Here is a 25,358-nt window from a genome sequence, read left to right on the forward strand (position 1 = left end):
TTTTTATATGTGACGAGGATCGGCAAAGTACTTGCAATCAGGAGGTTTGCAAGTATGAATCCAATCGCCGAATTTTCATTGCTCTCGATCCTCGCACTCTGGCTGCTGCTGCCGGTCGGTCTCTTCCTGCTTGCCGGTTTGACTGGCTGGCTGAAGAATCCACTGAAAGTGAACCACTGTTGGCGACTTGCCGGGTGGGCATTGTTGGCTTCCATGGCTGTTTCGGTCGTGATGGGAATCCTCCTCCTGATTCAGCCCTATACAGGAGGCGACAGCAATCGTTTAGCCACCCTGGGTGGGCGCTTCGGCCTGTATCCAGACGGGATAGCGGTCTGGATGGCCACGATGGTGGCGTTTATTGGCTGGGTTATTCTTCGGTTTGCAGACAACTACCTCAGCCAGGACCCTGGCCGTGACCGTTTTCTTCCATGGTTTCTGGTGACGGTTGCCTCTGTTCTGGTATTGGTGTTTACCAACCATCTGCTGATTCTGGCAGGCGCCTGGATTGGTGTCAGTCTGGCCCTGCATCATTTGCTCACCCTCTATCAGGACCGGCCCCAGGCGCGAATGGCGGCGGTTCAGAAGTTCATCGTCAGCCGGGTGGGGGATGCGCTGGTGGTCTTTGGTGTGGTGGCGCTCTACCTGCATTACGGCACCTTTTACCTGCCAGACATCATCCAGAATGAGGGCGCCCGAGCCGGTGGCTCAACAGCGCTGACAGTTGCCTCGGTGGTTCTGGCTCTGGCGGCGGTTCTCAAGTGCGCCCAGATTCCCTTTCATGGCTGGCTCATCCGCGTTATGGAGGCTCCCACGCCCGTGTCTGCGCTGCTCCATGCCGGGGTTATCAATCTTGGCGGTTTCCTCTGGCTCCGTTTATTCCCGGTGTTCGATGGCTTTACGGCCGGCCACATGATTCTGCTCGTGATCGGCGGCATGACGGCGGTCGTTGCGGTTCTCACCATGATGACCCAGTACTCGGTCAAACATGCTCTTGCCTGGTCAACCTGTGCGCAGATGGGCTTTATGCTGTTCGAAATCGGCATGGGGGCCTACACACTGGCACTGCTGCATCTACTGGCCCATTCGCTGTACAAGGCGCATTCGTTCCTGGCTTCTGGTCGCACGGTGGCGGTATCGGCAGCAACGCGTTTTCCCGAATCTCCCTCTGCTAACCGGCTCTCCTGGGCCGGGCTTACCGGCCTGTTGGCGGCGGCGATCCTGGTTCAGTTCCCGTGGATCGTGGAAAACAATCCGGTTTTCGGAGCATTGCTGGTGCTGGCGGTATCGGCGGCCGCCATGGGCATCCCGGCCGGAGCAACCAAAGCGGTGAAGCTGAAGCTTGCGGGACTGGCAGTGCTCCTGGTTCCGCTGTACTCATTGTTGCACTTTCTCATCGGCCCGGCCGTTCCCGAGCAGGAAGGGTTTGCTGTCCCCGGCATTGCTCTGGGAACGGGCGCCACTCTGGTAACGCTGCTCGCCGTGTGCTCTTTGATGATTGTATTCGGTGCTCGCTTCCCGGCCACCCGCGCTCTGGGCGTTCATTTTCTTCAGGGGCTTTACCTGGAATTGCCCTTTGATCGGTTGACCCGCTTCCTGGCGGCGGAGGCTTTGAAGGTGCCGGCCATGTTCCGCAGGGTTCCGCATCATCCGTTCAGACTGGAGGAGAGATCATGAGCGATGTAAGCGCCCCGTTACCGGAACTGCAGTGGCTGAGCGATGACTGGCGTAAACCGGTTAAACAGGCCTGCGACCTGATCGCCCCTGTTTGGCCTCTCGATCAGTGGATAGCGGTGAATCCGTTCTGGGGGCTGAGACATTTTCCGGCCCCGCGGGTTGATCAGGTGCTCAACGAGCGCGCGGGTTTCAGTATGCTTATGCCAACCGAGTTTTATCGAGAAGCCTGGGAAGGTGGCCGGATTCGGGAAGACGATCTGAGGGCAAGTATTGCGGAGCGCGGCGATGAGCGGAATACCGCCTGGTACCTTGATTGGCTGGGTCGAAAGGGGGCGATAACTGCGCCAATGCGCGGTTCCATTCTGGATACCGTTGCGGTTGCGAATGCCCACGAGGAGGCCGGTGTTCTGACTGACATCGTTTGCGACCAGGTTTCTCGCGTTTGCGGCGCCTTTTTCGATCAGCGCCAGAGCCGATGGTCCGTTTCGGGCAACCAGGCCAATGGGGGGTTGTTCGGTTTTTGGCTTGAATCAGTCAGGCAGGATCTGGCGCTTGATTTTACGACCGGGTTGAAAGGGGGCCGTGCGTTCTTCAAGACGGTTCCGGACGGCAGGGATCAGGCAGTACAGGAGGCGCTGAATCGGATCGGCGCTCGTGGAGATGAGTTGGAAGCGCTGTGCCATAGCCTGTTGTTGAGAGTGAACGGCTGGGCCTCCTGGTGTCGCGGAGAAGACTGGCGGGCAGGCCTTGAGGGGCGTTCATCCGATCGGTGTGAGGACATTCTGGCGATCATGCTGGTCTGGGAGTCCGCAGGGGTAGCCTTCGCCTCGACGGCACAGAAAGCAGAGTGGCAGAGGCAGAGAGCCCGCGCGAGTCGCAGGGGCGCCTACGATGACCGCAGCAGGCTGTGGGTGTGGCAGCGTGCCTTCGAGATTGGTTACCAGCGCACCTTGTGGCAGGCACTTGAATCTGCGCCGCTCAAGCAGGCGTTGCCAGACTCCGGGCGTGGCATTCCTGCAGTCCAGGCGGTTTTCTGTATCGATGTTCGCTCCGAAGTGATGCGACGCCACCTTGAAGCAGTGTGCCCCGACGTGCAGACGCTCGGATTCGCCGGTTTTTTCGGAATGCCAATCGATCATCAGCAACACGGACCGCTTGCCCCGGCCCGCCGACTGCCGGGCCTGTTGCCCGCGTCTTTCCGGTTGATTGATACCAAGGGCAGCCTGCGAGAGGATCTGGCAGTGAATCGCTCTCTCGATCAGAGAGAGATCGCCCGTGAATCAGTCAGAAAGGCGAAATACACCAGCTTGTCGACGTTCACGCTGGTTGAGACCACCGGTTTGGCCTGGGCCTGGAAACTGGTGAAAGACACTCTGAAAAAGGGCCACAAAACCCGCCCTGACCAAAGTGTAGAGGGGCGTCTGGTCCATAGCCACGGAGGCGACCCGCTCTCTGATGCCGAGAGGGTTGCGCTGGCGGCCAATATGCTCCGCGGGATGTCTCTGACCAGTGGTTTCGCGCCTTTGCTGGTACTTGTTGGCCATGGCTGTCATACCGATAACAACCCGAACCAGGCTGGTCTCGACTGTGGTGCATGTGGCGGCCAGAGCGGCGGCGTGAACGCCCGGCTTGCAGCAAGCCTGGTCAATGATCCACAGGTCAGGGCGGGGCTTGCCGACGAAGGTATCAGAATTCCGGACTTCACCTGGGCGGTCGCTGCCGAGCACTGCACCGCGACGGACAAGGTAACGATTGCTGATCGCCATCTTATCCCGGATTCGCACATGCAGCACCTGGCAGATCTGGAAGCCGGATTCGAAACAGCCGGCATCCGGGCTCGAAAAGAGCGGGCAACGCCGCTGAAATTGAACGGGTTGGACGACGATAACCTCAAGCAGGCCATGGAAACCCGGACCCGGGACTGGTCAGAGGTTCGTCCGGAGTGGGGGCTGGCCAATAACGCGGCAATCATCTTCGCGAAGCGCAGCAGGACCCGGGGCTGCAACCTGTCCGGCCGCGTATTCCTGCACGATTACGATCCGACTCTGGACGAAGATGGCGGTCTTCTGGAGGCTTTGCTGGCGGCACCAATGATCGTCGCCAACTGGATCAACCTTCAGTACTTTGCTTCGGTAACGGTTCCCGAAGTGTATGGCTCGGGTAACAAGCTCCTGCACTCCGTGGTTGGCGGGAATGTCGGCGTTGTCGAAGGTAATAACGCACGGTTGAGAATTGGCCTGCCGCTGCAGTCGGTTCACGATGGTACTCATTGGCGCCATGAACCGGTTCGTCTTACTGTTCTGATTGATGCGCCGGAAGATCGGATCGAATCTGTGTTGCGTCGCCAGCCAGATGTGGCGGCTCTGGTGGAAAACCAGTGGGTCAGTCTGCACCGGATGTCTGGCCGGGGCGTAGCGCGTTACGACAATGGCAACTGGGTAGCCGTGGCATGAGAGAAGGGCGGCGGCGCCGCCCCTGTCCTGCTATTCCTGTTCTGCGTTCAGCAGCTCTGGCTTTTTGAGAGCTTTCTGGAACAGGTCTTTGTCCTCCGCTATGGCCATGGCACAGCGTTCGGCCAGATCGTCGCCCAGGCCTTCAACCTTGCGGCCAAGGAATACCTGAATTTCCTCCGCCAGTTCGAGCACTTTGTCCCGGGCGTCGGCTTCGGCTTTTGAAGTGAACAGCATCGTCTCAGGATTTTTCAGTGCCATATCCAGGCCGTCCCTATCAGAAAAGTAGACTGCTTGTACTGCCATGGTTATTCCTCGCAGTGAGCGTTATTGGTACTGTATAAAAATACAGTCTATCTGACAGGGTGCGGTAAACACAATGAAAAACGGGCTTCAACAAAAGCTGAAGCCCGCCTCTGGTTCAAAACGAGTGGCGATCAGAAAGCTGGCCGATCAGTAACGGAGCAGTGCAGAGCCCCAGGTAAATCCGCCGCCAAAAGCCTCAAGGAGAAGCACCTCGTTGCGCTTAATCCGCCCATCTCGCACAGCCACATCAAGGGCGAGGGGGATAGATGCAGCGGACGTGTTGCCGTGCTCATTCACCGTCACGACAACCTGATCCATGGACATGTTCAGTTTCTTTGCCGTGGCCGAGATGATTCTCAGGTTGGCCTGGTGCGGAACCAGCCAGTCGATCTCGGATTTCTGCATCTGGTTGGCTGCCAGGGTTTCATCAACGATCTTGCCCAAGGTGTTGACCGCCACCTTGAACACTTCGTTACCTTTCATCTCGACGAAGGCCCGCCCCGCCTTTACCTGATCGTAATTATCTGAGATGCCGCAAGGCACGTGGAGCAGATCTTCGTATTGACCGTCGGCGTGGATATGGGTGGAAAGAATTCCGGTTTCCTCGTCGGCTTCCAGAATCACGGCACCGGCCCCGTCTCCGAAGAGAACACAGGTACCGCGGTCTTCCCAGTTAATGATGCGGGAAAAGACCTCAGCGCCGATAACCAGGGCTTTCTTGCTGCTTCCGGTCTTGATGAACTTTTCGGCTGTTGCGAGGGCGTATACAAATCCGCTGCATACCGCCTGTATGTCGAACGCGGGGCAGCCATGGATGCCAAGACGCGCCTGCAGGATGCATGCGGAACTCGGAAAAATCTTGTCCGGGGTGGAGGTGGCAAACACGATCAGATCGATGTCCTGTGCATTGGTGCCCGCGGCATCAATGGCATTCCTGGCAGCCTGCTCCGCAAGATCCACTGTGGTCTGGCCTTCAACGGCAATGTGACGTCTTTCGATTCCCGTGCGCTCGCGAATCCACTGGTCGGTGGTGTCGACCATTTTTTCGAGGTCTTTGTTGGTAACAATGTTTTCAGGCAGGTAGGAACCGGTGCCGGTAATTCGTGCAAAGGTCATTCGCAAGTGTCCCGAGGCGTAACTGGATAACGTACTACCATGCTATACCCATGCAACGTCGTGCGTAATTAGCGATTTGTCAAAGACGCCCAGAAACTGGCACGCTCGTCTATGCTGAAGGTGATCAGCTTTGATCAACACTCTGCAAAGAAGAGGAGAGGAATACGATGGGCATTTCCAGCCATGAGCTTCACGTAGAATTCCCGCAGTACCGAGAACTGATTCAGGAACTCAAGAACAATGATCTCAAGTTCAACGAAAAGCTTCAGGAGTACACGCATCTCGACCACGAAATTGAAGGGCTGGAAAAGAGGGATTCTCCCATCGGTGATGACAAACTCCACCGCATGAAGCAGAAACGCGCACAGCTGAAAGATGACCTTTACCAAGTGTTACTTTCAAACGCCAAGGCGTCATAAGACTGCCATCAAAAGTACACAATTCTGACACCCAATAATGCTTGGAGCCCCTGTTTATAGGGGTTTCCAAGTATTCAGAAAGCTCCTCGTCAAGCTTAGAATAGGACCCTAATTAAACAAGGTCCCGGTTTTCGGAGACCAATATTCTGGGGTTGACCAAGGAGTAATGAAATGAAAAGAGCTGCTTCGCTTTACAAAGGCTGGCGGATGAAGCGCAACTTTATCCATCTGGTGATGACTATGGATCGTCGGTTGCTGAACGATGTGGGATTTTCCCCTGAACTGGTTGAACAGAAACTGAGCACTCCGTTCTGGAAATTCTGATCCTCGTGACTGATCGACTCTGCTTTCGGTAACCTTCTGAACTGGTTGAAAAATAATCAGCCCAGAAGGTTACAGACTGTCACAAGAATGAAATATCCCATTGTTCTTAAAGCCCTTTTATCTCGAAAAAATCTAAGAAAATTGATCTGAATCTGTATTCTCTTCTAGCGGATCGTCCTATAGTTACGCTACCTCCAGAACCACACCGGTTCACCCTGAAAGGAGAGCTTGACGATGATCCAGGAATTCCTTCAAAGCAATTTGCCCTTAGACTCCTCAGTAAGCCTCAAGCGTTCAGATACCGAGCCTGATAAAGACATTGCCAATGCCCGCAGCGAAGCCTTTGAGATCGTCTCAGACTCCGGTGAAACCGTAGGCTTTGTGAAGGCCTGGGAAGATGATCCGAGTTTCCGCGGCTACGTCCACTTCGATTCCGACGGCAACGTGATTGACTGGAAAGTCTTTAAAGACCGGTTGCAGAGCTGACGCTCACACCAGCCAGCCAAAAAAGAAATCGAACAAGACGCTGAAAAACCCGCCGCCGGTGCTCTGAGAATTATCGGCAACCGCGGAATTTTTCGATGCTGTGTTTTCTCCTTCGATTGGCTGGGCTTTCTTCATTTCCGTTGCTTTCGGTTCGGTAGGGCCCGCACTGGTGGGCTCTGAAGGGAGCTGGGCCAGCACCGGGTCTGGTTCTTTGGTGGCTTCCGGTATTGTTTCCTCGGCGACCGCAGGTTCCGGCGCGGGAGCTGGAGCTGAAATGGGAGCAGGGGGCTCTGAAGCTACCGGCTCGGGTGTTGTCGGGGCTGCTTCCGCCACTTTTTCTTGTGCCTTCACTTCAGGTTTTTTCGAAGTTCCCTCAGTATCTATCTGGTTTTCATCAGGTTCGGCATCGAGCGAAGTTGTTGGCTCGCCCTGTTCGGAAGATTTTTGAATGGGGGCCGGGGTAGGTTCTGGCGAAGGCTTTGGTTCAGCCCTGGCAATGGTCGGGGTATTGGGCGCGGGCTCGGGGAGGGACAAACCGAGCTGTGCCAATGACGCCTTTCGACTGCCGACTGAATTTGCAGTGATGGGTGCGCTGGATGTTTTGGTCACGCCGAGCGCTTTCAGTGTTGCCGTATCCAGGTTGCCGTTGGTTTGCAGCCCATTTTGAGCTTGATAGGCGCGTATAGCAGCTCGGAGTTGCTCATCAATCCAGCCATCCGCCCGTCCGATATCATGACCGGCACCGTAAAGTGCATTTTCGGCGGCGAAAATGACTTTCTCGGGTTCGGCGGCTTGAGCAGTGCCGAGGCAGGCAGCCGCTGTCAGCATGGCAATGACAGGGCCGCGAGCGCCTTGCTTCCTGGGTGATTGAGAGCGCGTCATGGCGGGATACCTCCGGGCAGTCCGTTTCCGGTTACATTGTGTAACTTGAAACCCAAAGGTATCAGGTAATCATCTGCGCTCTCGTGAATTGGTTAACATCTGCAACCATTGTGTGTTCAGGATTCACTGGCCCTGAAGCGTCGCACGAGCGTATTCAATTCATCAGCCATGTTCGCCAGAGAGCGGCTTGACTGATTCACCTGTGAAATGTCTCCGGCCAGTTCCTCAATTGCGCCACTGCTTATTTCCACATTCTGGGTCATCTCCGCGGCGGTCGCTCTCTGCTGCTCGGTCGCGCTTGCAATCTGGGTGGTCATTTCAACGATGCTGTTAACCGCCGCGAGAATGTCCGTCAAAGCTTCGCCCGACTTGCTTGCCTCCTCGCTGGCCTCTTCGGCCATCTGCTTGGCTTTGCTCATGTCCACTACTGCGCCGGCCGCGCCCCTCTGGAGCTGGGACACAATTCGCTCGATATCGACGGTTGATTCCTGAACGCGCTTGGCCAGTCCTCGAACTTCATCGGCAACCACGGCAAATCCCCGCCCGGCGTCACCGGCTCGAGCCGCCTCAATGGCGGCATTGAGCGCAAGGAGATTCGTTTGCTCAGCAATGCTCTGGATGACAGCCAGCACATTGCCGATTTCGGCCGATTCGTTCTCCAGTTGTTGGATCCGGTTAGACCCCTTCTCAACCTGATTGGCCAGGTTCGTAACAGCCCTGATGGCTGAGCCAACGGTTTCTTGTCCGGAATCCGCAAGCGATGAGGCCTTACGGGCCGATTCGTCAGTTTCGCTGGTGTTCGAGGCGATCTCTTCGGAGGTGGACACCATTTCCTGCATGGCGGCAGACACCTGCGTGATCTGGTCGCGCTGTTGCTCCGAATTGGCCGTTGTACGCTCTGTGATACCGGAAAGTGATTCGGACTCGCCGGTCAGTTGGCGAGACGCCGTTACAATTCGGGAAATCGTTTCCTCGAGCGTTTGCAGGAAGGTGTTGACTGCGTCGATGAAGTCACCGATTTCGTCTGGGCGACCCGGGGTCAGCCTGGTGGACAAGTCGCCGTTATTGTTGGCGATGTCGTCGAGGTAGCCCAGAATTTCTGTTTTCGCACGCTTCACGCTTGAGCCCATCAAGCGACTCATCAATACCGCAACGATCAATCCGAGAACCGCAGAAGCCACAAATGCGATGAGCGTGAATTTGAGTGCAAGATCAGTGGCAGCCGTTGCCTCATCCGCTTCCATCTCGAGAGACGCGAAAATACTGGCCTCCAACTCGCGCGCCATGCGGGCGATTTCGGGCCCGAGTACATCGAGTCGGTCTGCCTTGACGCTGACGACGATATTCTGCTGTTCCACCATTCTCTGAACTGCAGCCTGATAGTTTGCCAGCTCTTCGACAACGGTTTGCATGTACACCTGCACAAAGTCCGGGCCATTTTCAGGTTGCAGCAGCTCCAGTGCATCGGTCAGGTCTTCGATGGCCCAACCGAGAGCCTTGCGGGAATCCTCATCGCCGTTGGTCAGGTAGCGTTGGGCGGTCAATTGCATGACCATGGCATCGTTTAGCAGTTGCTCGAGGCCGGCCCTCAAATCGCTTTCGGGTTCCCTGTTGGCAACCCCGTTAAGGGCCATCCGCAATGCCTTGGTGGCATTTGGACCGTATACGTCCAGCTCATCCTTGATAATTTTCAGGACCTGGCGTTTGGCCGGAACCAGCTCGTTCCGGAATGCCTTGATGTATTCATCGGTGGTGGTCTTGATCCGATCCACCAGTTTGGCCGCACCAGGGTCCTGGATGTTCTCCTGCGCTCTCGCCATCACCTCATTGAACTCGGCTTCTAGCTCGCCGAAGTGGGCAAGGGTTTCTTCATCGCCAGTGGTGAAATAGTCGAAAACACGCAGGCGCATCCGATAGACGCTGATGACCGATTCGGTCCCAATAGAGGTGTCCGGTGCCAAGTCCCTGGCGACGGTGTTCATTCGACGGTCTAGTTCCTGGAATTCATAAACACTGAAAAAAGTTACCGAGGCAAAGAGCAAAAGAATGAATACCGGCGCAATCAACAGTTTCCCTGGGACACCCAATTTACGCTCTATAGATGAGAGGACAGAGGAAGCCAAAACGTCATCCTTCAGTAAGTTGTTTTAGTGATTATCGGCAGCGCTACTGAAACCTGAAGCCTTAAGGCCGGTGTTTCATTTGGGCGCAGCCGTCTCTGGTTGAGCGGCGCCCCGGTTACTCGACAAAGTTGGCCTGGCTCGCAATCATGGGGGAGAGATCAAGATTCCAGTGTTCAAGGCCGCTCGCACTGTACACGTAATGCCCACTTAGGGATTTAAGCTGCGGTATCTGATCGGGTCTCATGCCATTGAGGATCAACGAGGCCAGCCTGGCTGCGGTGAGCCCCTCTTGTTTGGCCGAGATAGTGAATCCGCCGATGCTTTGTTCTTCGCCAACAAAGATATCCCAGAATGAAAACAGTGGGAGCTGAGCCCGATAAAATGCTTCCTTCAGCAGATCGTAGGGTATGACGTACTCGCCATCTTTGTCACGGATGGTGTGGTGGGTGCCCAACACAACAGCATCATAACGTTCGTGGGCATTTACGACCGTGTCCAACCAGGTGTCCCTGTCGTTGGTCAGAACGATGTCCAGTTCGGAACCGTAGATCGTGGCCTGGCGCTTGTCACCAAAGTATTCGTTCACCGCATTACGCATGGTAGGTGAGTCATCCATCAGAACCAGGAAACGCTCTTTCTGCCGGAGTATCTTTCTCAGGTGACGGATACTCTCGGAGAAGAACGGGCGTTCGAGGATCCCAGTGACCAGCGGGTGTTCAAGGGTAGGGTGCTGAACGGGGCCACCATTCACACCAAGAAAGACCACGGGAATCTTTTGGGCGACCAGGTGGTCAGCCATCAACGTAAAGGCGTTGTCATCACCCAGAATGGCAACGTCGGGATTAACGTTTGCAATTTTGCTCTGGATTTCAGCCACTTTCTGTGGCCATTCCGGTTTCGACAGGCGCTTGGTGTCGAGTTCGAACACGTGAAGGTCGTGATCCTGCCCGAGCACGGACCGGACCGCGTCGATATAGTCCGCGTCCCATTTGTACTCGAGGTGGTAACTCTGGATGACGACGACGGTTTTGCCAAAACACAGGGGACTGACCAGCAAAAGAGCCAGGAAGAGTAAACGCATAGTTGTTCCTTATTATTGTCCGAGCAAGGTTGAAAAACCGAATACTTAACGATTTGTTCTTCAGGCAGTTTTTATAATTGTGACCGGCTTGAATACAGAAACCGTGCCAGTTAGCCAACTCACTGAAAATAAGAGTTTTTTAATGATATGGAGGGTTTGCTTTCCCGTTTTTAGCGTGAAGTGTCCGGTGTACTGGACAGTTGGCGGCGTGCTGGGCTGAATGTGTTTGATTTGCCGGACAATTGCGTCCGAAAAATCGGACATGGAAAAGCGAGTCTGGGCCGAGGTTTACGCGATCTCGGTCCTTGGATTGCGTGGGTAATACCGCTCAGGGAGGCGTTCGATGTGAGGGAAGAAGCGGGTGTCCTTGTAGGGCATCTTCATGAACCCGGAAACGCCCAGGCCGGTAATCTGCTCCACCGATGACAGGATTACGTCCAACAATCGGCGGAACTCCTGTTCCCGGTCCGGATCAAGTAGCCGATAGTGGCTGTGGATTTTAAGATGGCGGGGCAGGGCTTCGAAGATGATCATGCCAGTGTGGTGAATAGCGTTGAGTTCTTCGAGGGCGTGAATAATGGTGTCGGGTAACACCAGGAATTCCTCCGGGTCCGGGCCGTCCTCGAAGTAAGAGTGGACCCGGCTTTCGTCTTCAACCTCAGGCGCGGGGCTTACCTCGTAGTGCAATTTCATATCGGGTGATACAACAAAGGGGTGGGTTGGTTCATCGCGATCAACGTGCAAGGTATTGCGGGCGTTGAACAGACAGCTTTTGAAAATCCCCTTGCGGTAAATGGCCTGGGCCAGGAAAACCATATTGTTGACGGCCTGCACAAACGCCGACTTCAAGGCAGGATCGTGCAGATTCAGGGAAGTGTCGATGTAGATGCCATCGGTTTCCCAGCGCACGGCCAGTCCACCTTCCACCGGGTAGCGCCCGAGCCGGCTCACGGCTGCCAGAAACGCCTTTTCGGTTTCGCCCATGCCCTGCATGAAATTCTTGTAGTAGCGGTCCAGCTGTACGTCATTGACGTCGTTGAGGGTTTCCGGTGCGCCTTCCTCCCTGAGAAAGGATTTACGCGAGCTGTAAACCACGGTGTCAATTTCCTGGTCAGAGGCACGCACCCACACGGGTACCTGGGCCGCGACCGGGGTTTCCGGCAGATCGATCATCACCGTGCGGGCCATACGCGGCATCTCTGTCAGATAGTAATCGCCGGCCTTACGGCGAGTTTCCGGATCCGGTGACAGCATGCCATCCAGCATGCGCGCGAATTCCATGGGCAGGCCCAGTGAGGTGGCCGGGATGGCCCGATGGCCAAAGCGGCAGGATTGGGCTGACGCCAGGGCATAGAGCGTGCCGGCTGCTCCCTGTTCATCGAAACGGGGAGACGACAGCCCGCCGTTGAGCTGTTCCTCGCCGATAAAATACACATCCCCGAGCCGTGCGTTTGTTTGCTGGAGGTTGTCGGACATCAGCTCCATCACGTTGGCGGTGATGAATTGCTGGTTGGCGTCCAACTGAGCAAACACGGAAGAGCCCCAGTCAATCAGGGCAATGTTTTCAGTGCTGGCGTCGAAGACCAGATTGGAAGGTTTGATATCGCCATGAACGATTGGCCTGCCGGCCGGTCCATTTTCACGGCGAAGGTTTCGCAGGGTGTCGGCCAGCTGGTCCGCGATGCGCATGATGAGCCGTGGTTTCAGACGACCATCACGCAGGGAAACCTCTTCCAGATTTAATCCGGCAGCACGCTCCATCACCAGAATCGGCTGGTTATTGGCTCTTTGGTAGGAAATCAGCCGTGGCACCCTGGGATGGCTGACCTGCTCCAGAATGTAGGCTTCATCTTCAAGCCGGTCCTGAAGATGCCGAGGCAGGTTGATGCGGGTGAATTTGAAAACATGTTCCGGGCCCCCGGCTGCGGTGCCGGGCAGGCGGCCTGAGAATACAAAGCCGTAAGCACCCTTGCCAATCAGCTCTATGTTCTGGTAGCCGAGTTGGCGGAGCTGGGCGGCGCAGAGCGCCACCCAGTCTTTGAGCTTTTTGGCATCATCATGGCTGAGCAGGTAGATCGACTGCTCTTCGGGTATGTAGAACTGCTGCAGTTGCGTCTTCTGCGCCATGATGAAACGTCAGCCCATATGCAGGAGCATGGTTTGGGGCGATTCGAGGTAGCCCTTCCAGCGGTTGCAGAACCGGGCGATGGTGCCGCCGTCGATAATGCGATGGTCGCCGGCCCAGCTCACGGTCATGATGGCGCGCTCCACCACCTGGCCGTTGGCGTCAAACCGGGGCAGTTTCTGTGTGCGCCCAAGGGCAACGATGGCCACTTCCGGCGCGTTGATAATGGGCGCGGTGTAAGTTCCGCCCAATGCGCCAATGTTGGAGATGGTAATGGTGCCGCCCTTGAGGTCTTCCTGGCTGACGCGGCCGGATCGGGCTGCTTCGGTCAGGCGCACAACCTCGTCGGCAATGCCCAACAACGAGAGGCTTTCCACGCCTTTGATGTTCGGCACCGTCAGGCCGGCTTTTCCATCCACCGCCATACCGATATTGCACTGGGGCAGGTAGTGAATCTCCGTGACGTCATCGTTGAGCTGGCTGTTAAGTACCGGGAATTCCTGAACTGCCAGGGCCATGGCCTTCATGAAGAAGGGCATGAGCGTCAGCCTTGAGCCCCGCGCTTCTGCCTCCGGTTTCAGTTGTTCCCGCAGCTTGAGCAAATCGGTGACATCAATATCCTCGCTGTAGATAAAGTGAGGAATGGTGGTGGCCGATTTGACCATGCTTTTCGCCATCGCAGCTTTTATTCCGCGGATGGGTTCGACTCGTGCTTCCTGTTCGGCGGCAGGCGCCCTGCGGGCACTGCTGGTGGTGGCCGTTTGCGCATCGTCGGCGGGAGCCTGGTTCTGTGCCTGGACGTGGGCCTGTTTCGGGCCTTCCTCGATATGAGCCAATACATCGGCTTTCAGCACACGGCCATCTTTGCCGGATCCCTGAATATCCGAGAGGTTGAGTTCATGCTCCCGTACGAGGCGGCGAACGGCAGGGCTGGCCGGAATACGCTGTCGGCTGGCCGCAGCGACAGGCGAGGCTGTCGCGGTTGAGAGTTGAGCCGCGGGCTCCGGTTTGATTCTAGCTTCCTCCGGCTCTTCACGATCCCGGGAAATGAACGCAAACAGCGGGGCATGAACCTTGGCCATGGCCTGCTGCTGGTGATAAAGCTTGGTGACGCGCCCGGCTTTAGGGGCGGTAATCTCGACCATGGCCTTGTCGGTCATAACATCCACAACAGGCTGGTCTTCCTCGATTTCGTCACCTTCGGCAACGCGCCATTCCACCACCTCGCACTCAACGATACCCTCGCCGATATCCGGCAGGATAAAGTCTTCGGTGGCGTTATCTTCCGATTCGGCGCCGGAGGCCGGCTTTTTTTCCGCCTCGGGAGCCGGCTTTGCTTCGGCAGGTTCCGGAGAACTGGCCGCTGACGCCTGGCCACTGCTTTCGCTTTCATCCACCAGCTCGAACAGCGGGGCATGGACTTTGGCGATGTCGCCTTCCTTGTAGTAGAGGCGTGTCACGCGGCCTCTGTAGGGTGCCGGAATCTCCACCAGGGCCTTGTCCGTCATTACCTCGGCGACCGGTTGATCTTCTTCAATCACATCGCCTTCGCTAACCAGCCATTTGACCAGTTCACATTCCACGATACCTTCGCCGATATCGGGCAGTATAAAATCACTCATAGTCACTCTCCTGTCCTGATATCAGCCTAGAATTCAACGCTCGCCCTGATGGCCTCATAGACCTTCAGATGGTTGGGCAGGTGCTCTTTTTCCAGCACCAGCGGGAAGGGGGTGTCCATCCCGGTTACCCGTGCGATCGGAGACTCCAGATACAGGAAACAGCGCTCCTGAATCGTGGCGGCGATTTCACCGGCGAATCCGCCGGTCAGGGGAGCTTCGTGGGTGACCACCAGCCTTCCGGTCTTGAACACGGAGTTGGCGACGGTTTCCACATCCCAGGGCAAAATGGTCCTGAGGTCGATGACCTCACAGGAAATGCCATCTTTCTCGGCCCGTTCCACGGCCTGATCAATCACTTCCATCTGGGCGCCCCAGCCCAGAATCGTTACATCCGTGCCTTCCTTGGTGACTTCGGCCTCGCCCAGAGGCAGGCGGTAGTCTTCATCTGGCACCTCACCCACCGAGGCCCGGTACAGGCGCTTGGGCTCGAAGAACAGGGTAGGGTTGGGATCGTGGATAGCTGCGAGCAACAGCCCTTTGGCCTGATGCGGGTTGCGCGGCACCACGATTTTCAAACCCGGGGTGTGGGCAAAGTAGGCTTCCGGTGATTGTGAGTGATACAGGCCGCCGGCAATGCCGCCGCCGTAAGGCGCGCGAATGGTCAGCCCACCCACGTCGAACAGGTTGCCTGAACGATAGCGGAACTTGGCGGATTCGTTCACGATCTGATCGAATGCCGGGAAGATATAGTCGGCAAACTGGATCTCGGCCACCGGCACCGACCCTTGGGCCGCAAGGCCGTTGGCAAACCCGATGATGCCTTGCTCTACTAGAGGCGTGTTGAAGCAGCGGGCCTTGCCGTATTTCTGTTGCAGGTTGCTGGTGGCACGGAAAACACCGCCAAAGACGCCGACATCCTCACCGAAACACAGCACTCGCTCGTTTTCCGCCATTGCGGTGTCGAGGGCATTGTTGATGGCCTGGAGCATATTCATCTTGGTCATCTCAGGCCCCTCCCTTGGCGTGTTCGGCACTCTTCGGGTATTCGTCCGGGTACCGGCGGATATGCGCCTTTAGTTTGTCGAACTGCTCAGCCAGGGCAGGTGGCACCTCGTCGTAGACATCGCTCACCAATGATTCAAGCGGCGGTGGTGGCCGTTTCTGGGCTCGCTTCATGGTTTCGAGCACTTCCCGGCGCATGTTTTCCTGGAGCTGCTTTTCGTCGTCCTCGCTCCACCATTTCTTGCTTTCCAGCCAGAGGCGCATACGCAGAATCGGATCTTTCTCGCGCCACACGGCTTCTTCATCCTTGCTCCGGTAGCCGGATGGATCGTCGGAGGAGGAGTGGGCAGCCAGGCGATAACTCATGGCCTCAATCAATACGGGGCGGTTGTGTTCCACGGCGAGCTTTCGGGCCTCCTGCGTGGCCTGATACATCGCAAGAATGTCGTTCCCATCCACCCGGATCACGTCCATCTTGTAGCCGTAGGCCCGGGGTGCAACGCCGTCGGCAGCAAACTGTTCGGCGGCCGGCGTAGAAATGGCATACCCGTTGTTGCGGCACAGGAAGATCACCGGTACCCGATGAACCGCAGCCATGTTCAGGGCAGCATGAAAGTCGCCTTCGGAGGCGGCGCCTTCACCAAAATAGGTAACCGTGCAGAGGCCTTCGCCTCGCAGTTTCTGACCATAGGCATAGCCTGCGGCCTGGGGAATCTGGGTGGCCAGCGGCGAGGAAATGGTCATGTAGTTCAGCTTCTTCGAGCCATAGTGGACCGGCATCTGGCGGCCCTTGCCATAGTCCATCTCGTTGCCGAACAACTGGTTCATGAATTCATCAATGGTAAAGCCGCGGTAGGCCAGGGCACCTTGCTCCCGGTACTGCGCCATGATCATGTCGCCATCATCCAGTGCTGCGGCACTGCCGATCACGGCAGCTTCTTCGCCCGTGCACTGCATGTAAAAGCTCAAGCGGCCCTGCCGTTGGGCAGCAAGCATTCGCTCGTCAAGAATTCGGGTAGTGACCATGGCCCGGTATATACGGAGGGCCTTGTCTTTGTCGAGATCAGGAGCTTTGGCGCTCTTGTAGAGCTTGCCGTCCTGTTTCAGGAGCTTGAAGGTGGGAATCCGGAACTCCGCACCGTCGGTAAACACTGGGGAATACACAACTTTGGACTTTGTTGTTGTCATAATCCTCTTCCTGGGGTAGTGGCCTGAGGAACAAACACTCCTTGTGGGAGTGTAGTTAATGTCATTGTAGACAGCCTGGCGAAATCTGGTGTGATTCCCGCCAGTTCATGTTTACCTTAACGTAAACTGCGAAACAGGGGTAGACCCTTCTGTTCAGAAATTTCCTTTGTTAATGAACGCTCGGCACGCGTTTTCCGTGTCTGCCGAAGCGTGCTACCGTCAATACACACACTTTTCCAACCTTGTTCAGACATTCGACTCACGTGGGTAGGTTTTAATGAACGTAATCATCATTGGCGCAGGGATCATGGGCACAACTTTCGCGACCCTCGCGAAAGAACTGGCACCGGAACTGGATATCACCATTCTCGAAAGACTGGACGGCCCCGGGGCAGGCAACTCCTGGGTGTTCAATAACGCCGGAACCGGGCACGAGGCGAATTGTGAGCTGAACTATACGCCGGTGGACGAAGAGGTTATTTCAGTCGAAAAGGCGGTGAAGATTCACGCTCAGTTCAATGTGGCCAAGCAGTTCTGGGCGTACCTGATCCAGAAAGGGGCCATCAAAGACCCCAAATCGTTTATCAACCAGACCAAGCACTGCACCATCGTCTCCGAGCCGTCTATTCAGGAACTGAAGCTCCGGTTCAATGAGATGTCGTCCCACCATTTCTTCGAACAGATGCGTTACTCCGAGGATTTCGACGAGATCAAGAGCTGGATTCCATACACCATGGAGGAGCGGCCCAGACACGAGAAAATGGCGGCGACCGTTATCGAGACGGGCACGGACGTCAACTTTGGCGCCCTCACAGAGCAAATGGCCAAGCATGCTGTTGACGATCTTGGGGTGAAAATTGAATACGGGACGCACGTCAAGCGAGTGCATCGCAGCCCCGCCGGAAGCTGGCTTGTGGAAACCCAGAGCAGGGGCGTTGATCGCCGCTACAAGGCCGACGTTCTTTTCGTCGGTGCCGGCGGCGGTGCCTTCCCGATCCTGAAAAAGAGTCACTTGCCTTTCGCGCGCCGCTTCACCGGTTTTCCCGTCGGCGGACGGTTCCTGCAGGCCGAGATCACCGCCGAACAGGCCGAGCAGTACAGAGCGAAAACTTACGGAAAGGCGAAAGTGGGTGCGCCTCCGATGTCCGTTCCCCATCTGGACCTGCGGGTTTCGGATGATAGGTATTATCTTCTGTTTGGTCCTTTTGCCTCGTTTAAACCGGTGCTGGAGAGGGGCCGGGGGTTCCTGGACTACCTCCGATCCATGCGCCTCCACGATATCCCGAGCTTGCTGAATGTCGCCATTGAGCACTTCCCGTTGGTCAAATATCTGGTTTCAGAGACCTTCAAGGGTGAAAAGAGCATGTTCGAGGAGCTGGACAGTTTCGCACCGGGCATGAGCAAGAAGTTCAACTGGAAAGCGGTTGAGGCCGGGCAGCGGGTTCAGATCATCCGCGATGGAGATCTGCAAATGGGTACAGAGATCCTCGTCTCGAAAGACAAGACCTACGGCACGCTCCTGGGTGCATCGCCTGGTGCGTCGGTATCGCCGGAAGTCATGCTACGTTGCCTTGAACAGCTTTTGCCGTCTATTTTTACCAGTGAGGAAGCCGGCAAAAAGAAAAAAGAGATATTCCCCGAGGACAATCTGGATTTCCTGGCGAAAAATCCCGAGCGTTACCGGGAGATCCGGGATGCCGTCAATGAACGGCTAGGGATCAAGCAGTCGGCATCGCAGCAGGACTGACCAGGCCAACAAACAGCAGGGAGATTTTCATGGACAGTAGAATCAGTGTGACCTCGCCCCTTGTAATCCTTCACGGCGACGAGATGGCTCAGGTTGCGTTTGAACACATTCTCAAGAAGTTTGTGAGCTCACGGCTTGATATTCAGCTTGAGGAAATCGATCTGTCTGCGGAAAACCGGCTGCTGACCAATGGCCAGGTGGTTATTGATGCCATCGATTCGCTCCAACGCCACGGAGTGGGTGTAAAGAACGCTGGCATGACGGTAAACCGCCAGCAGTTGGAGGACTTGCTCAGGAAACACCCGGATGTGGATGGCGAAAATCTGCACCCGCTGGCGACCAAGTCCCCCAATGGTGCGATCCGCAAGGGCATCAGTGGCAATATTACCCGCGAGGATATCCAGTTCCGCAACCTCAACATCCGCCGCCCCCAGTGGGTCGGGCGTGACATTGAGGTGGATACCATGGAATTCGGCGGCATCAAGGACAGCTTTAACCAGCTTTCCCTGGCAACCGGCGTGGTCAAGCTGATGTTTGTGGGCAGCAGCGGCGACCCGGTAGAGCTTCATCGGCGAGAGATTCGCAAAGGCGATCCGTGGCTGCTTGCGACGAATGACATCGAGGATGTGAAAGCCTGGGCGCATCGCTTTTTCCAGCGTGCAATCGCAGAAAAACGAGACGTATACCTCGGCCTCAAGGATACGGTGATCCCCGGCTACGATGGGGCCATGCGCTCGGTGATCGAGGACATCTATCACAGTGACTACAAGAAGCAGATTGAAGACCTGGGGCTGAATTACTACTACGAACTGATTGATGCCCAGGCAGCCCGCATTGTTTCCAATCCGCCGGAGCGTGCGCTCTGGGGTGTGCCGGATAATACCACCGGGCGAAAGCTGCTCAAGCTGGTGAACCAACTCAAGGAATTCGGCATTCCAGGCCGCGGGGCTCATGTGTCCATCTCACGGATGAGCGCTGGGGGCGGCGACCAGTATGGTAGCTTCAACATGGCGGCCAAGGAGGATGGCATTCTCAAGGTGATCGTCGACGGTGACGAGAAGCATGCCCGCCGGGTCAGGAAAGGCGACCCGATGCTGCTCATGTCCAATGACCGGGAAGCCATCAAGGACTGGGTTCTGCAAGTCTTCCGGGATGCCTCCCGCAAGGACAAAGAGGTGTATTTTGGTCTCAAGCGCGAGTACATGGAGTACGACGAAGTCTACAGCGAGGTCATTACCGAAGTGCGCAGGGAACTGGCCAGCGAGCATACACCGCCGCCCTCGTTCATGATCATGCGGCCGTCCAGCCAGCTTAAAAAGATGATCACGGATCCACCGAGAAATGCGCTTTATCCCTCCCAGAACCTCGACGGCGATATCTTCTCGGACATTTCCGCCGCTCTCGGGGGAAGCCTGGCGACGGCCAGTTCAATCATCGAGAGCAAAGACGGCACCATGCTGTTCGAGGCGCCCCACGGCACCGCCCATGATCTGTACCTGAAGTATCTGGAGAGCGACGGGAAAGTGGCCCATTTCAATCCGTCGGCGTTGATCTTCGCGCTGGCCAACGCCCTGGAGACCCTTGGTGAAAGAGAGGGTAACGAGCCCCTGAGCCAATACGCCGTTGAATTGAAGGCCGCGTTAACCGATACAGTCGACCGGGGCATTGTTACTGCCGATCTGAAGGGCAAAACCGTTGATCCGGATTCGGAACAGGTGGTGGATATGATTGGCTTTCTGGAGGCCGTGGAAAAAGCGCTCCAGTGAGCGTCTGAATCATCGGAGCGCCGGCTTTCCAACCGTATTTGACGATATTGCCCTGAATCAGCATGCCGCCAAGCTTAACGGTGCCCTGAAAAAGTTAATGGGGAGGAAAAACGAGTATTCTGCTTTGGTAGCCTGCAGAAAGTGCTAAGTTTTTGTTATGACCATGACCTTTCGATAAAGGATAGTAAACATGATGCGAAGCGAATTTCTTCAGGAATTGATCAAGCAGCTCTCGCCAACACTGGATTCGACAACTTATGTCTACTGCACGGTGCCAAAGGCAAAGTACGGTGAACTGGAACACCTCAAGCCCATTGTCAGCATTGCCGAACTGGAAGGCCTTACCCTGGTCATTCCTCTAGATGAGGCCAAGACCGAAGGCCTGGACTACTACAGAGTATTCCGTCGCATCACTCTGGAGGGCCACTCCAGCCTTGAAGCTCTCGGGCTCACATCTGTCGTCACAAGCCTATTGGCTGAACGGGGCATTACCACTAACGTGATAGCAGGGTTCTATCACGATCACATGTTTGTGCCTAGCGATCGCATTGATGAGGCGATGAGAGCGCTTAAAGAGCTTGCCAGTAATCCGGGTGGCTAGCTTTTATGAGCCAGCGAGTTGGTTGTCGTTCTGCTTATCAACCACCTGAGTTTTGCAGGCGGCGTATCTCAGTGTTACGGCCAGAGCGAAAAATGCAGCCAAGCCGCCAAATAGGGTGATCACAGGGATGACGTTCATAAGTTTGAAAACCTCCAATGGTTTTTCGATGGATCCTGCTTCCGTTTTGCAGAGGCTTCTCCCATCGATCAGTTGCAGCGGGCAAACATCGTTTGTCGATGCATTGTGTTCAAGCTAATGATTAGTGTACTTGAAAGAGGCTTTCACGGACGTATGCAGAAACCATTACTGCACGTATGCAAATACCCGTAGACGACGTTAGAAACTTCTCAACCCGCGACGCTGCCCCGGGTTGATTATCTGAGTGTTCTGCTTGAAAAAGTGAGATCAATTCAACATGAGCCAGCCACCTGAACGCTGAAGCTGAGTTCTCTGCTCGGAGGTCAACAGGTCGCGAATGTCCTGTTGGGCTTCAACCTGTAATTCCGTTATTTCCTTGATGACGTCGAAAACCTTTTGCTGTTGATCATTGATATCGCCCGCATCGAGCTCATCTTCGGCGTAAAGCTCCTGTAACTTGAGCGATTCCTCGTACCTTTGGACCTTCAGTTCCTGAAGATCTGATCGCAGCTCCTTTTCAATCCCAGCAATCTCTTCAAGTTGGCCATCGTCAAGATCAAGCTCCATCAAAGGGCCACGAGGCGTGCCCTGATAGCCGTTCATACCATGATGCATCCCACCTTGATTGTGCATGCCATGATGGCGCGAGTGAGCGCTGTTGCCATGGTGTCCTTGATAACCATTTTTATGAGAGTAGTGGTGCTGCATTCCCTGCGCGGTGCCTCCATTCGGTTGGCTAGTGTCAGGGCCCGATGAAGACGGAGCCGGGCCTTCGTGGGCGTGCGCCGTAAAAGCGGTGGCAGAAAGACCCAGAGAGAGAGCCAGGGCAAGCCAATTGCGCGAAGTTTTCTGGAATTTCATTTTTTGTTCTCGCTGTTTTGTGAATGAACTGAGGGACCCATTCCATATCCCGAGTCTAGTTCATACGAGTTGATTCCAGGATTGGCTGATGTGTCTCGCGCCGTCGTTTTGTAAAAACGTATTGGGCGCAGTATCGTTTACTGCGAGTCTGCACCCGTCAATACCTCGACGAGGCCGGCAATCACGGAGCTATGTCTATGACCAAGTCGATGACGGGCCTGCTTACCGATATACTCGTGGCTGAAGGAAAGCTGGACGACAATGCGCTGGTCTCCTCCATCGTTCCAGAGTTTGCGGACAAGTGCATTTGGATCAGCAACTGTCCGACAGGTGATGTATACACCAGGCGGTAGCCGAATATCTTATGTTGGATTAGAGGGAAGGGTTCCTGGGTTATCTCATGCAGCCAAGCGCAATGAATTGCTACAACATCGTTCAGCTCTGTTTGCAGGGACTGATCTCGCTGGTTTTGATCTTATCAGTCACCGGCACGGTTAACGTTTCCGCTTTGGTGACCGCGATCGGCCTGTCGCAAGGGTTGGCTGTGATTGAGGTGTGGTCGGCTGCCAGAGGCAACACCGGGTCAACGTTTGTCCCAAGCCTCATCCAGGTCGGTGCGCGGATCGCAGTATCTGTTCTCTTATTTTTATTCCTGCCTCTCGGCCCACAGTGGATGATTGTGATTTTGGGCGTGGCCTGGGTCGGCGCGGATACCTTGAGGTATCTGTATTACCTTGAGAAAGCGAACCCTTTGCTGGCCTGGGCACGCTACAGCGGCTTCATCGTGCTTTATCCCATGGGTATGGCGCTGGAAAACATGATAGTCTGGCGCTTGATGCAGCACTATCTCAACGAGCCGTTGTGGTTTTTTCTGCCGTTCTTATCCATCTACCTCGTCTTTGCCGTACAGATGTATCTCTATATGAGGGCTGGCAGACAAACGCGAAAAATAGCGCAAAAACACTCTCAACCTATTGAACTACTGATTTTTTGGTCACCCAACCTCCCGAGTACATGCCATTCTGGCCGATAAGCGGAACTTGGCCTTGTTGTCGACCCCGCATACTCTACCCGACTGGGGACTGACCTTAGCGGATGCGGATTGCCTGGAAGACGTCGTGCCGAAGACCGGGCTGGTTTCGAGTGAAGATGCTACAGCGTTGTGGAGCGCTCGGCGCCAGCTTTTTTAAGCCGGTTGCCGGTCACGGTGCAAGGGTGTCTACCAGGGCGACAATACGCTGAAGGCCTCCTGTCTCTGAAAAAGTGAGGAGTTACCTGTCTCACTGGAAGGAGAAGTTCCTTAGCTGGCCTCGGAATCCGCGTGATGTTGCATATTGATCTGGCGCAAGCCTGATCCCAGATCAATGTGTGACTTATGTTGGCCTCAATGATTAGCTTACGATTTACTGTTACTGAGTCAGCAATAGCAGGACAGCGATATGGACCCACAAATCCCTCGAGATCAGTTTCCTTTCACCAGTGCTCGGGTGGCAAGGCGCTGGCGCAAGTTTACTGGATGAGCGCTTGAAAGACCTTGGGGTTACCCAGGCTCGATGGTTCACCATGGTCTGCCTGCAGCGTGGTGGTGGAGGATTGACCCAGCGGGAGTTAGCCCATTTGATGACCATCGAGAATCCGACATTGGTCCGCCTGCTTGACAGCCTCGAGGAGCAGGGTATGGAGGCTATTCTCTGTGCTGCGGTGCACGGCATCTTTGCCGAGGCTTCGGATCAGTATCTTTTGGCTGCGGGTTTACAGTCTCTGGTGACCACCAACACCATTCCACACAGTACCAACGGTATTGATGTCAGTGAGTTGCTGGCGCCACCGATCAGGCATTTTCTCAATCAGGACAGGAGTAAGAGTCGATGAATATTACATTCCTTGGTGGCGCAGAGACGGTTACCGGATCCAAGTTCCTGATTGAAGCGGGGGAGACGCGGGTTCTGGTTGATTGTGGTTTGTTCCAGGGTTACAAGTGGCTGAGAAAGCGCAACCGGCAGCCATTGCCGCTGGATATAGAATCACTGGACGCAGTGCTTCTGACCCACGCCCACCTGGATCACTCGGGCTATATACCTGTGTTGTACAAGCAGGGGTTTCGAGGGGCGGTTTATACCCACCACGCTACCCGTGATTTGAGTGAAATACTGCTGGCTGATAGCGGCCATCTCCAGGAAGAGGAGGCGCATTACCTCGGCCGCCATAAACTGAGTAAACATGAAACTCCGGAGCCTCTGTATGACCAGGATGATGCGGACGCCTGTATGGAGTTGTTTCAGCCGGTAGACTTTTACGAAGAAGTCCAGCTCGGTGATATACGCTTCCATCTTCGGCCGGTTGGGCACATTCTCGGTGCTGCCTGCATCATTATTGAGACGGAAGGTAAACGCATCGGTTTTTCCGGCGATGTTGGGCGCCTCAACGATATTTTCATGAGGCCACCTGCGCCTCTGCCAGCTCTGGACATGCTGATGCTGGAGTCAACGTATGGCAATCGTCGCCACGACGATGCGGACCCGTTGTCGCAGTTGGCAGACATCGTTAATGAAACCGTCGACAAAGGGGGCAATATATTGATTCCGGCCTTTGCTGTGGGCAGGGCGCAGGTTTTACAGCATATGTTCACTACCCTGATGAAGGCGGGGCGAATTCCAGTGCTTCCAATTTACCTCGATAGTCCCATGGCAATCGATGTTTCCGAGATTTACTGCCGCTACGAGGATCAGCACCGATTGAGCAGTTCCGAGTGCCACGAAATGTGTAGCACCGTTCATTACAGTCGCAGTGTTCAGGACTCCAAGGCGCTGGCTGGCCAGGCATACCCCCACGTAATTATTGCCGGCAGTGGCATGGCAACAGGTGGACGCATACTTCATCATTTCAAGCGCCTCCTGGGCCAGCACCGCACAACTGTTATTTTCGCCGGCTATCAGGCCGGGGGAACACGAGGGGCCAAGATGATTGGCGGAGCGGAAAGGATCAAGATCCACGGTGACTGGTTTCCTGTCAAAGCCAGATTGGAAGTGTTGAGTGGGCTTTCCGGACATGGAGATTTCACAGAGATCGAACAGTGGCTGGCTCAAAGTGACTTAGCCCCCGAAACGCCGATCAACTTGATTCATGGAGACCCTGATGCGCTGGAGGCCATGAAGGATCACTTGCGTCAGAACACCCGGTTTGAGGTGGAGGTGGCAAGCTACCAATCCATTTTGCGTCTTTGACGATGCCCTGACGGCCATCTTCGAGGGCGACCTGAATGAGCCGCTTAAGATCCGGCAACGACCTTGCTCGCGGCGGCTGCCGAGTGCTAGAGTGGGCGATCTCATTGGCTGGAGTGAGAGGCAGTGGCCCTGATCCCGGCTCCAACCTGAACAGTAATGTCATAAGGAGTGTTTGGTGAAATCCCAATCCTGGCTCTGGTCTCTGATAGCGGTGTTGGTGCTC

Annotated in this window: 21 protein-coding genes and 1 pseudogene; 12 read left to right on the plus strand and 10 right to left on the minus strand. The window is 55.5% G+C overall.

The window, feature by feature from the left end; translation table 11 throughout:
- The first annotated feature begins 54 nt into the window (after positions 1 to 54).
- Both AC13E3_RS06700 and AC13E3_RS06705 read left to right on the plus strand, forming a co-directional pair.
- Positions 55 to 1,674 (plus strand): NADH-quinone oxidoreductase subunit L, encoded by a 1,620-nt coding sequence (locus AC13E3_RS06700; protein WP_092032698.1) that lies wholly within the window; start codon positions 55 to 57, stop codon positions 1,672 to 1,674.
- A complete protein-coding gene (locus tag AC13E3_RS06705; RefSeq protein ID WP_008171160.1) occupies positions 1,671 to 4,127 on the plus strand; it encodes a YbcC family protein in 2,457 nt (818 codons plus the stop codon). Before AC13E3_RS06700 ends, AC13E3_RS06705 begins: the two co-directional genes overlap by 4 nt.
- 30 nt (positions 4,128 to 4,157) lie before the next feature.
- Here AC13E3_RS06705 and AC13E3_RS06710 read toward each other — a convergent pair whose 3' ends face one another.
- Together AC13E3_RS06710 and AC13E3_RS06715 are read right to left on the minus strand one after the other, a co-directional pair.
- Positions 4,158 to 4,430 (minus strand): YebG family protein, encoded by a 273-nt coding sequence (locus AC13E3_RS06710; RefSeq protein ID WP_008171158.1) that lies wholly within the window; start codon positions 4,428 to 4,430, stop codon positions 4,158 to 4,160.
- Between the two features lie 147 nt (positions 4,431 to 4,577).
- The gene (locus AC13E3_RS06715) at positions 4,578 to 5,546 is read right to left on the minus strand and encodes a beta-ketoacyl-ACP synthase III (protein WP_008171155.1); all 969 of its coding nucleotides are present in this window, start codon (positions 5,544 to 5,546) and stop codon (positions 4,578 to 4,580) included.
- Positions 5,547 to 5,713: 167 nt separating this feature from the next.
- Here AC13E3_RS06715 and AC13E3_RS06720 point away from each other — a divergent pair, with 167 nt between their 5' ends.
- The 3 genes from AC13E3_RS06720 (at position 5,714) to AC13E3_RS06730 (ending at position 6,775) form a co-directional block, all read left to right on the plus strand.
- On the plus strand, positions 5,714 to 5,965 hold the full coding sequence (locus AC13E3_RS06720) for an HP1242/YdcH family protein (protein ID WP_008171152.1): 252 nt from the start codon (positions 5,714 to 5,716) through the stop codon (positions 5,963 to 5,965).
- Between the two features lie 171 nt (positions 5,966 to 6,136).
- Entirely contained in the window at positions 6,137 to 6,289 is a 153-nt protein-coding gene (locus AC13E3_RS06725; RefSeq protein ID WP_008171150.1) for a hypothetical protein, read from the plus strand.
- 234 nt (positions 6,290 to 6,523) lie between these two features.
- Positions 6,524 to 6,775, plus strand: a complete 252-nt coding sequence (locus AC13E3_RS06730; protein WP_008171147.1) for a hypothetical protein — start codon at positions 6,524 to 6,526, stop codon at positions 6,773 to 6,775.
- A 3-nt stretch (positions 6,776 to 6,778) separates the two neighbouring features.
- On the opposite strand, the gene AC13E3_RS06735 is transcribed toward AC13E3_RS06730, so the two are convergent.
- From AC13E3_RS06735 to AC13E3_RS06765, 7 genes are all read right to left on the minus strand, one after another.
- Positions 6,779 to 7,603: a peptidoglycan-binding protein gene (locus AC13E3_RS06735; protein ID WP_008171145.1), complete on the minus strand. Its 825-nt coding sequence runs from the start codon at positions 7,601 to 7,603 to the stop codon at positions 6,779 to 6,781.
- A gap of 170 nt (positions 7,604 to 7,773) precedes the next feature.
- The gene (locus AC13E3_RS06740; protein WP_227497756.1) at positions 7,774 to 9,639 is read right to left on the minus strand and encodes a methyl-accepting chemotaxis protein; all 1,866 of its coding nucleotides are present in this window, start codon (positions 9,637 to 9,639) and stop codon (positions 7,774 to 7,776) included.
- 256 nt (positions 9,640 to 9,895) lie between these two features.
- Positions 9,896 to 10,861, minus strand: a complete 966-nt coding sequence (locus tag AC13E3_RS06745; protein ID WP_008171143.1) for an ABC transporter substrate-binding protein — start codon at positions 10,859 to 10,861, stop codon at positions 9,896 to 9,898.
- Between the two features lie 288 nt (positions 10,862 to 11,149).
- Positions 11,150 to 12,988: a protein kinase domain-containing protein gene (locus AC13E3_RS06750; RefSeq protein ID WP_008171141.1), complete on the minus strand. Its 1,839-nt coding sequence runs from the start codon at positions 12,986 to 12,988 to the stop codon at positions 11,150 to 11,152.
- A gap of 9 nt (positions 12,989 to 12,997) precedes the next feature.
- A complete protein-coding gene (locus AC13E3_RS06755; RefSeq protein WP_288367338.1) occupies positions 12,998 to 14,608 on the minus strand; it encodes a dihydrolipoyllysine-residue acetyltransferase in 1,611 nt (536 codons plus the stop codon).
- Positions 14,609 to 14,634: 26 nt separating this feature from the next.
- Positions 14,635 to 15,612, minus strand: coding sequence for an alpha-ketoacid dehydrogenase subunit beta (locus tag AC13E3_RS06760; RefSeq protein ID WP_008171138.1), 978 nt, complete (start codon positions 15,610 to 15,612; stop codon positions 14,635 to 14,637).
- 1 nt (position 15,613) lies between these two features.
- Positions 15,614 to 16,798, minus strand: a complete 1,185-nt coding sequence (locus tag AC13E3_RS06765) for a thiamine pyrophosphate-dependent dehydrogenase E1 component subunit alpha (protein WP_008171137.1) — start codon at positions 16,796 to 16,798, stop codon at positions 15,614 to 15,616.
- Between the two features lie 277 nt (positions 16,799 to 17,075).
- On the opposite strand from AC13E3_RS06765, the gene AC13E3_RS06770 reads away from it, so the two are divergent.
- The 3 genes from AC13E3_RS06770 (at position 17,076) to AC13E3_RS06780 (ending at position 20,912) form a co-directional block, all read left to right on the plus strand.
- The gene (locus tag AC13E3_RS06770; RefSeq protein ID WP_008171136.1) at positions 17,076 to 18,545 is read left to right on the plus strand and encodes a malate:quinone oxidoreductase; all 1,470 of its coding nucleotides are present in this window, start codon (positions 17,076 to 17,078) and stop codon (positions 18,543 to 18,545) included.
- Between the two features lie 29 nt (positions 18,546 to 18,574).
- On the plus strand, positions 18,575 to 20,311 hold the full coding sequence (locus AC13E3_RS06775) for an isocitrate/isopropylmalate family dehydrogenase (protein WP_288367337.1): 1,737 nt from the start codon (positions 18,575 to 18,577) through the stop codon (positions 20,309 to 20,311).
- A gap of 190 nt (positions 20,312 to 20,501) precedes the next feature.
- Complete coding sequence (locus AC13E3_RS06780) at positions 20,502 to 20,912, plus strand: ACT domain-containing protein (RefSeq protein ID WP_008171134.1); 411 nt, start codon at positions 20,502 to 20,504, stop codon at positions 20,910 to 20,912.
- A 405-nt stretch (positions 20,913 to 21,317) separates the two neighbouring features.
- Here AC13E3_RS06780 and AC13E3_RS06785 read toward each other — a convergent pair whose 3' ends face one another.
- Positions 21,318 to 21,911, minus strand: a complete 594-nt coding sequence (locus AC13E3_RS06785; RefSeq protein ID WP_288367336.1) for a Spy/CpxP family protein refolding chaperone — start codon at positions 21,909 to 21,911, stop codon at positions 21,318 to 21,320.
- Between the two features lie 197 nt (positions 21,912 to 22,108).
- Here AC13E3_RS06785 and AC13E3_RS06790 point away from each other — a divergent pair, with 197 nt between their 5' ends.
- The 4 genes and pseudogenes from AC13E3_RS06790 (at position 22,109) to AC13E3_RS06805 (ending at position 25,135) form a co-directional block, all read left to right on the plus strand.
- On the plus strand, positions 22,109 to 22,264 hold the full coding sequence (locus tag AC13E3_RS06790) for a hypothetical protein (RefSeq protein WP_008171128.1): 156 nt from the start codon (positions 22,109 to 22,111) through the stop codon (positions 22,262 to 22,264).
- Positions 22,265 to 22,311: 47 nt separating this feature from the next.
- Entirely contained in the window at positions 22,312 to 22,944 is a 633-nt protein-coding gene (locus tag AC13E3_RS06795; protein WP_008171127.1) for a protein tyrosine phosphatase-like domain-containing protein, read from the plus strand.
- Positions 22,945 to 23,350: 406 nt separating this feature from the next.
- Positions 23,351 to 23,591: pseudogene (locus AC13E3_RS06800) on the plus strand (MarR family transcriptional regulator); the annotation flags it as partial.
- A 188-nt stretch (positions 23,592 to 23,779) separates the two neighbouring features.
- The gene (locus tag AC13E3_RS06805) at positions 23,780 to 25,135 is read left to right on the plus strand and encodes an MBL fold metallo-hydrolase (protein WP_117617079.1); all 1,356 of its coding nucleotides are present in this window, start codon (positions 23,780 to 23,782) and stop codon (positions 25,133 to 25,135) included.
- The last annotated feature ends 223 nt before the right edge of the window (positions 25,136 to 25,358 follow it).

This window comes from Marinobacter sp. L-80 (genome assembly GCF_056859395.1).

Excerpts from the sequence above, each read along its gene's own strand:
- AC13E3_RS06700 (WP_092032698.1), top strand. The coding sequence starts at position 55 with ATGAATCCAATCGCCGAATTTTCATTGCTCTCGATCCTCGCACTCTGG.
- AC13E3_RS06705 (WP_008171160.1), top strand. The coding sequence starts at position 1,671 with ATGAGCGATGTAAGCGCCCCGTTACCGGAACTGCAGTGGCTGAGCGAT.
- AC13E3_RS06710 (WP_008171158.1), bottom strand. The coding sequence starts at position 4,430 with ATGGCAGTACAAGCAGTCTACTTTTCTGATAGGGACGGCCTGGATATG.
- AC13E3_RS06715 (WP_008171155.1), bottom strand. The coding sequence starts at position 5,546 with ATGACCTTTGCACGAATTACCGGCACCGGTTCCTACCTGCCTGAAAAC.
- AC13E3_RS06720 (WP_008171152.1), top strand. The coding sequence starts at position 5,714 with ATGGGCATTTCCAGCCATGAGCTTCACGTAGAATTCCCGCAGTACCGA.
- AC13E3_RS06725 (WP_008171150.1), top strand. The coding sequence starts at position 6,137 with ATGAAAAGAGCTGCTTCGCTTTACAAAGGCTGGCGGATGAAGCGCAAC.
- AC13E3_RS06730 (WP_008171147.1), top strand. The coding sequence starts at position 6,524 with ATGATCCAGGAATTCCTTCAAAGCAATTTGCCCTTAGACTCCTCAGTA.
- AC13E3_RS06735 (WP_008171145.1), bottom strand. The coding sequence starts at position 7,603 with ATGCTGACAGCGGCTGCCTGCCTCGGCACTGCTCAAGCCGCCGAACCC.
- AC13E3_RS06740 (WP_227497756.1), bottom strand. The coding sequence starts at position 9,639 with ATGAACACCGTCGCCAGGGACTTGGCACCGGACACCTCTATTGGGACC.
- AC13E3_RS06745 (WP_008171143.1), bottom strand. The coding sequence starts at position 10,861 with ATGCGTTTACTCTTCCTGGCTCTTTTGCTGGTCAGTCCCCTGTGTTTT.
- AC13E3_RS06750 (WP_008171141.1), bottom strand. The coding sequence starts at position 12,988 with ATGGCGCAGAAGACGCAACTGCAGCAGTTCTACATACCCGAAGAGCAG.
- AC13E3_RS06755 (WP_288367338.1), bottom strand. The coding sequence starts at position 14,608 with ATGAGTGATTTTATACTGCCCGATATCGGCGAAGGTATCGTGGAATGT.
- AC13E3_RS06760 (WP_008171138.1), bottom strand. The coding sequence starts at position 15,612 with ATGACCAAGATGAATATGCTCCAGGCCATCAACAATGCCCTCGACACC.
- AC13E3_RS06765 (WP_008171137.1), bottom strand. The coding sequence starts at position 16,798 with ATGACAACAACAAAGTCCAAAGTTGTGTATTCCCCAGTGTTTACCGAC.
- AC13E3_RS06770 (WP_008171136.1), top strand. The coding sequence starts at position 17,076 with ATGAACGTAATCATCATTGGCGCAGGGATCATGGGCACAACTTTCGCG.
- AC13E3_RS06775 (WP_288367337.1), top strand. The coding sequence starts at position 18,575 with ATGGACAGTAGAATCAGTGTGACCTCGCCCCTTGTAATCCTTCACGGC.
- AC13E3_RS06780 (WP_008171134.1), top strand. The coding sequence starts at position 20,502 with ATGATGCGAAGCGAATTTCTTCAGGAATTGATCAAGCAGCTCTCGCCA.
- AC13E3_RS06785 (WP_288367336.1), bottom strand. The coding sequence starts at position 21,911 with ATGAAATTCCAGAAAACTTCGCGCAATTGGCTTGCCCTGGCTCTCTCT.
- AC13E3_RS06790 (WP_008171128.1), top strand. The coding sequence starts at position 22,109 with ATGACCAAGTCGATGACGGGCCTGCTTACCGATATACTCGTGGCTGAA.
- AC13E3_RS06795 (WP_008171127.1), top strand. The coding sequence starts at position 22,312 with ATGCAGCCAAGCGCAATGAATTGCTACAACATCGTTCAGCTCTGTTTG.
- AC13E3_RS06805 (WP_117617079.1), top strand. The coding sequence starts at position 23,780 with ATGAATATTACATTCCTTGGTGGCGCAGAGACGGTTACCGGATCCAAG.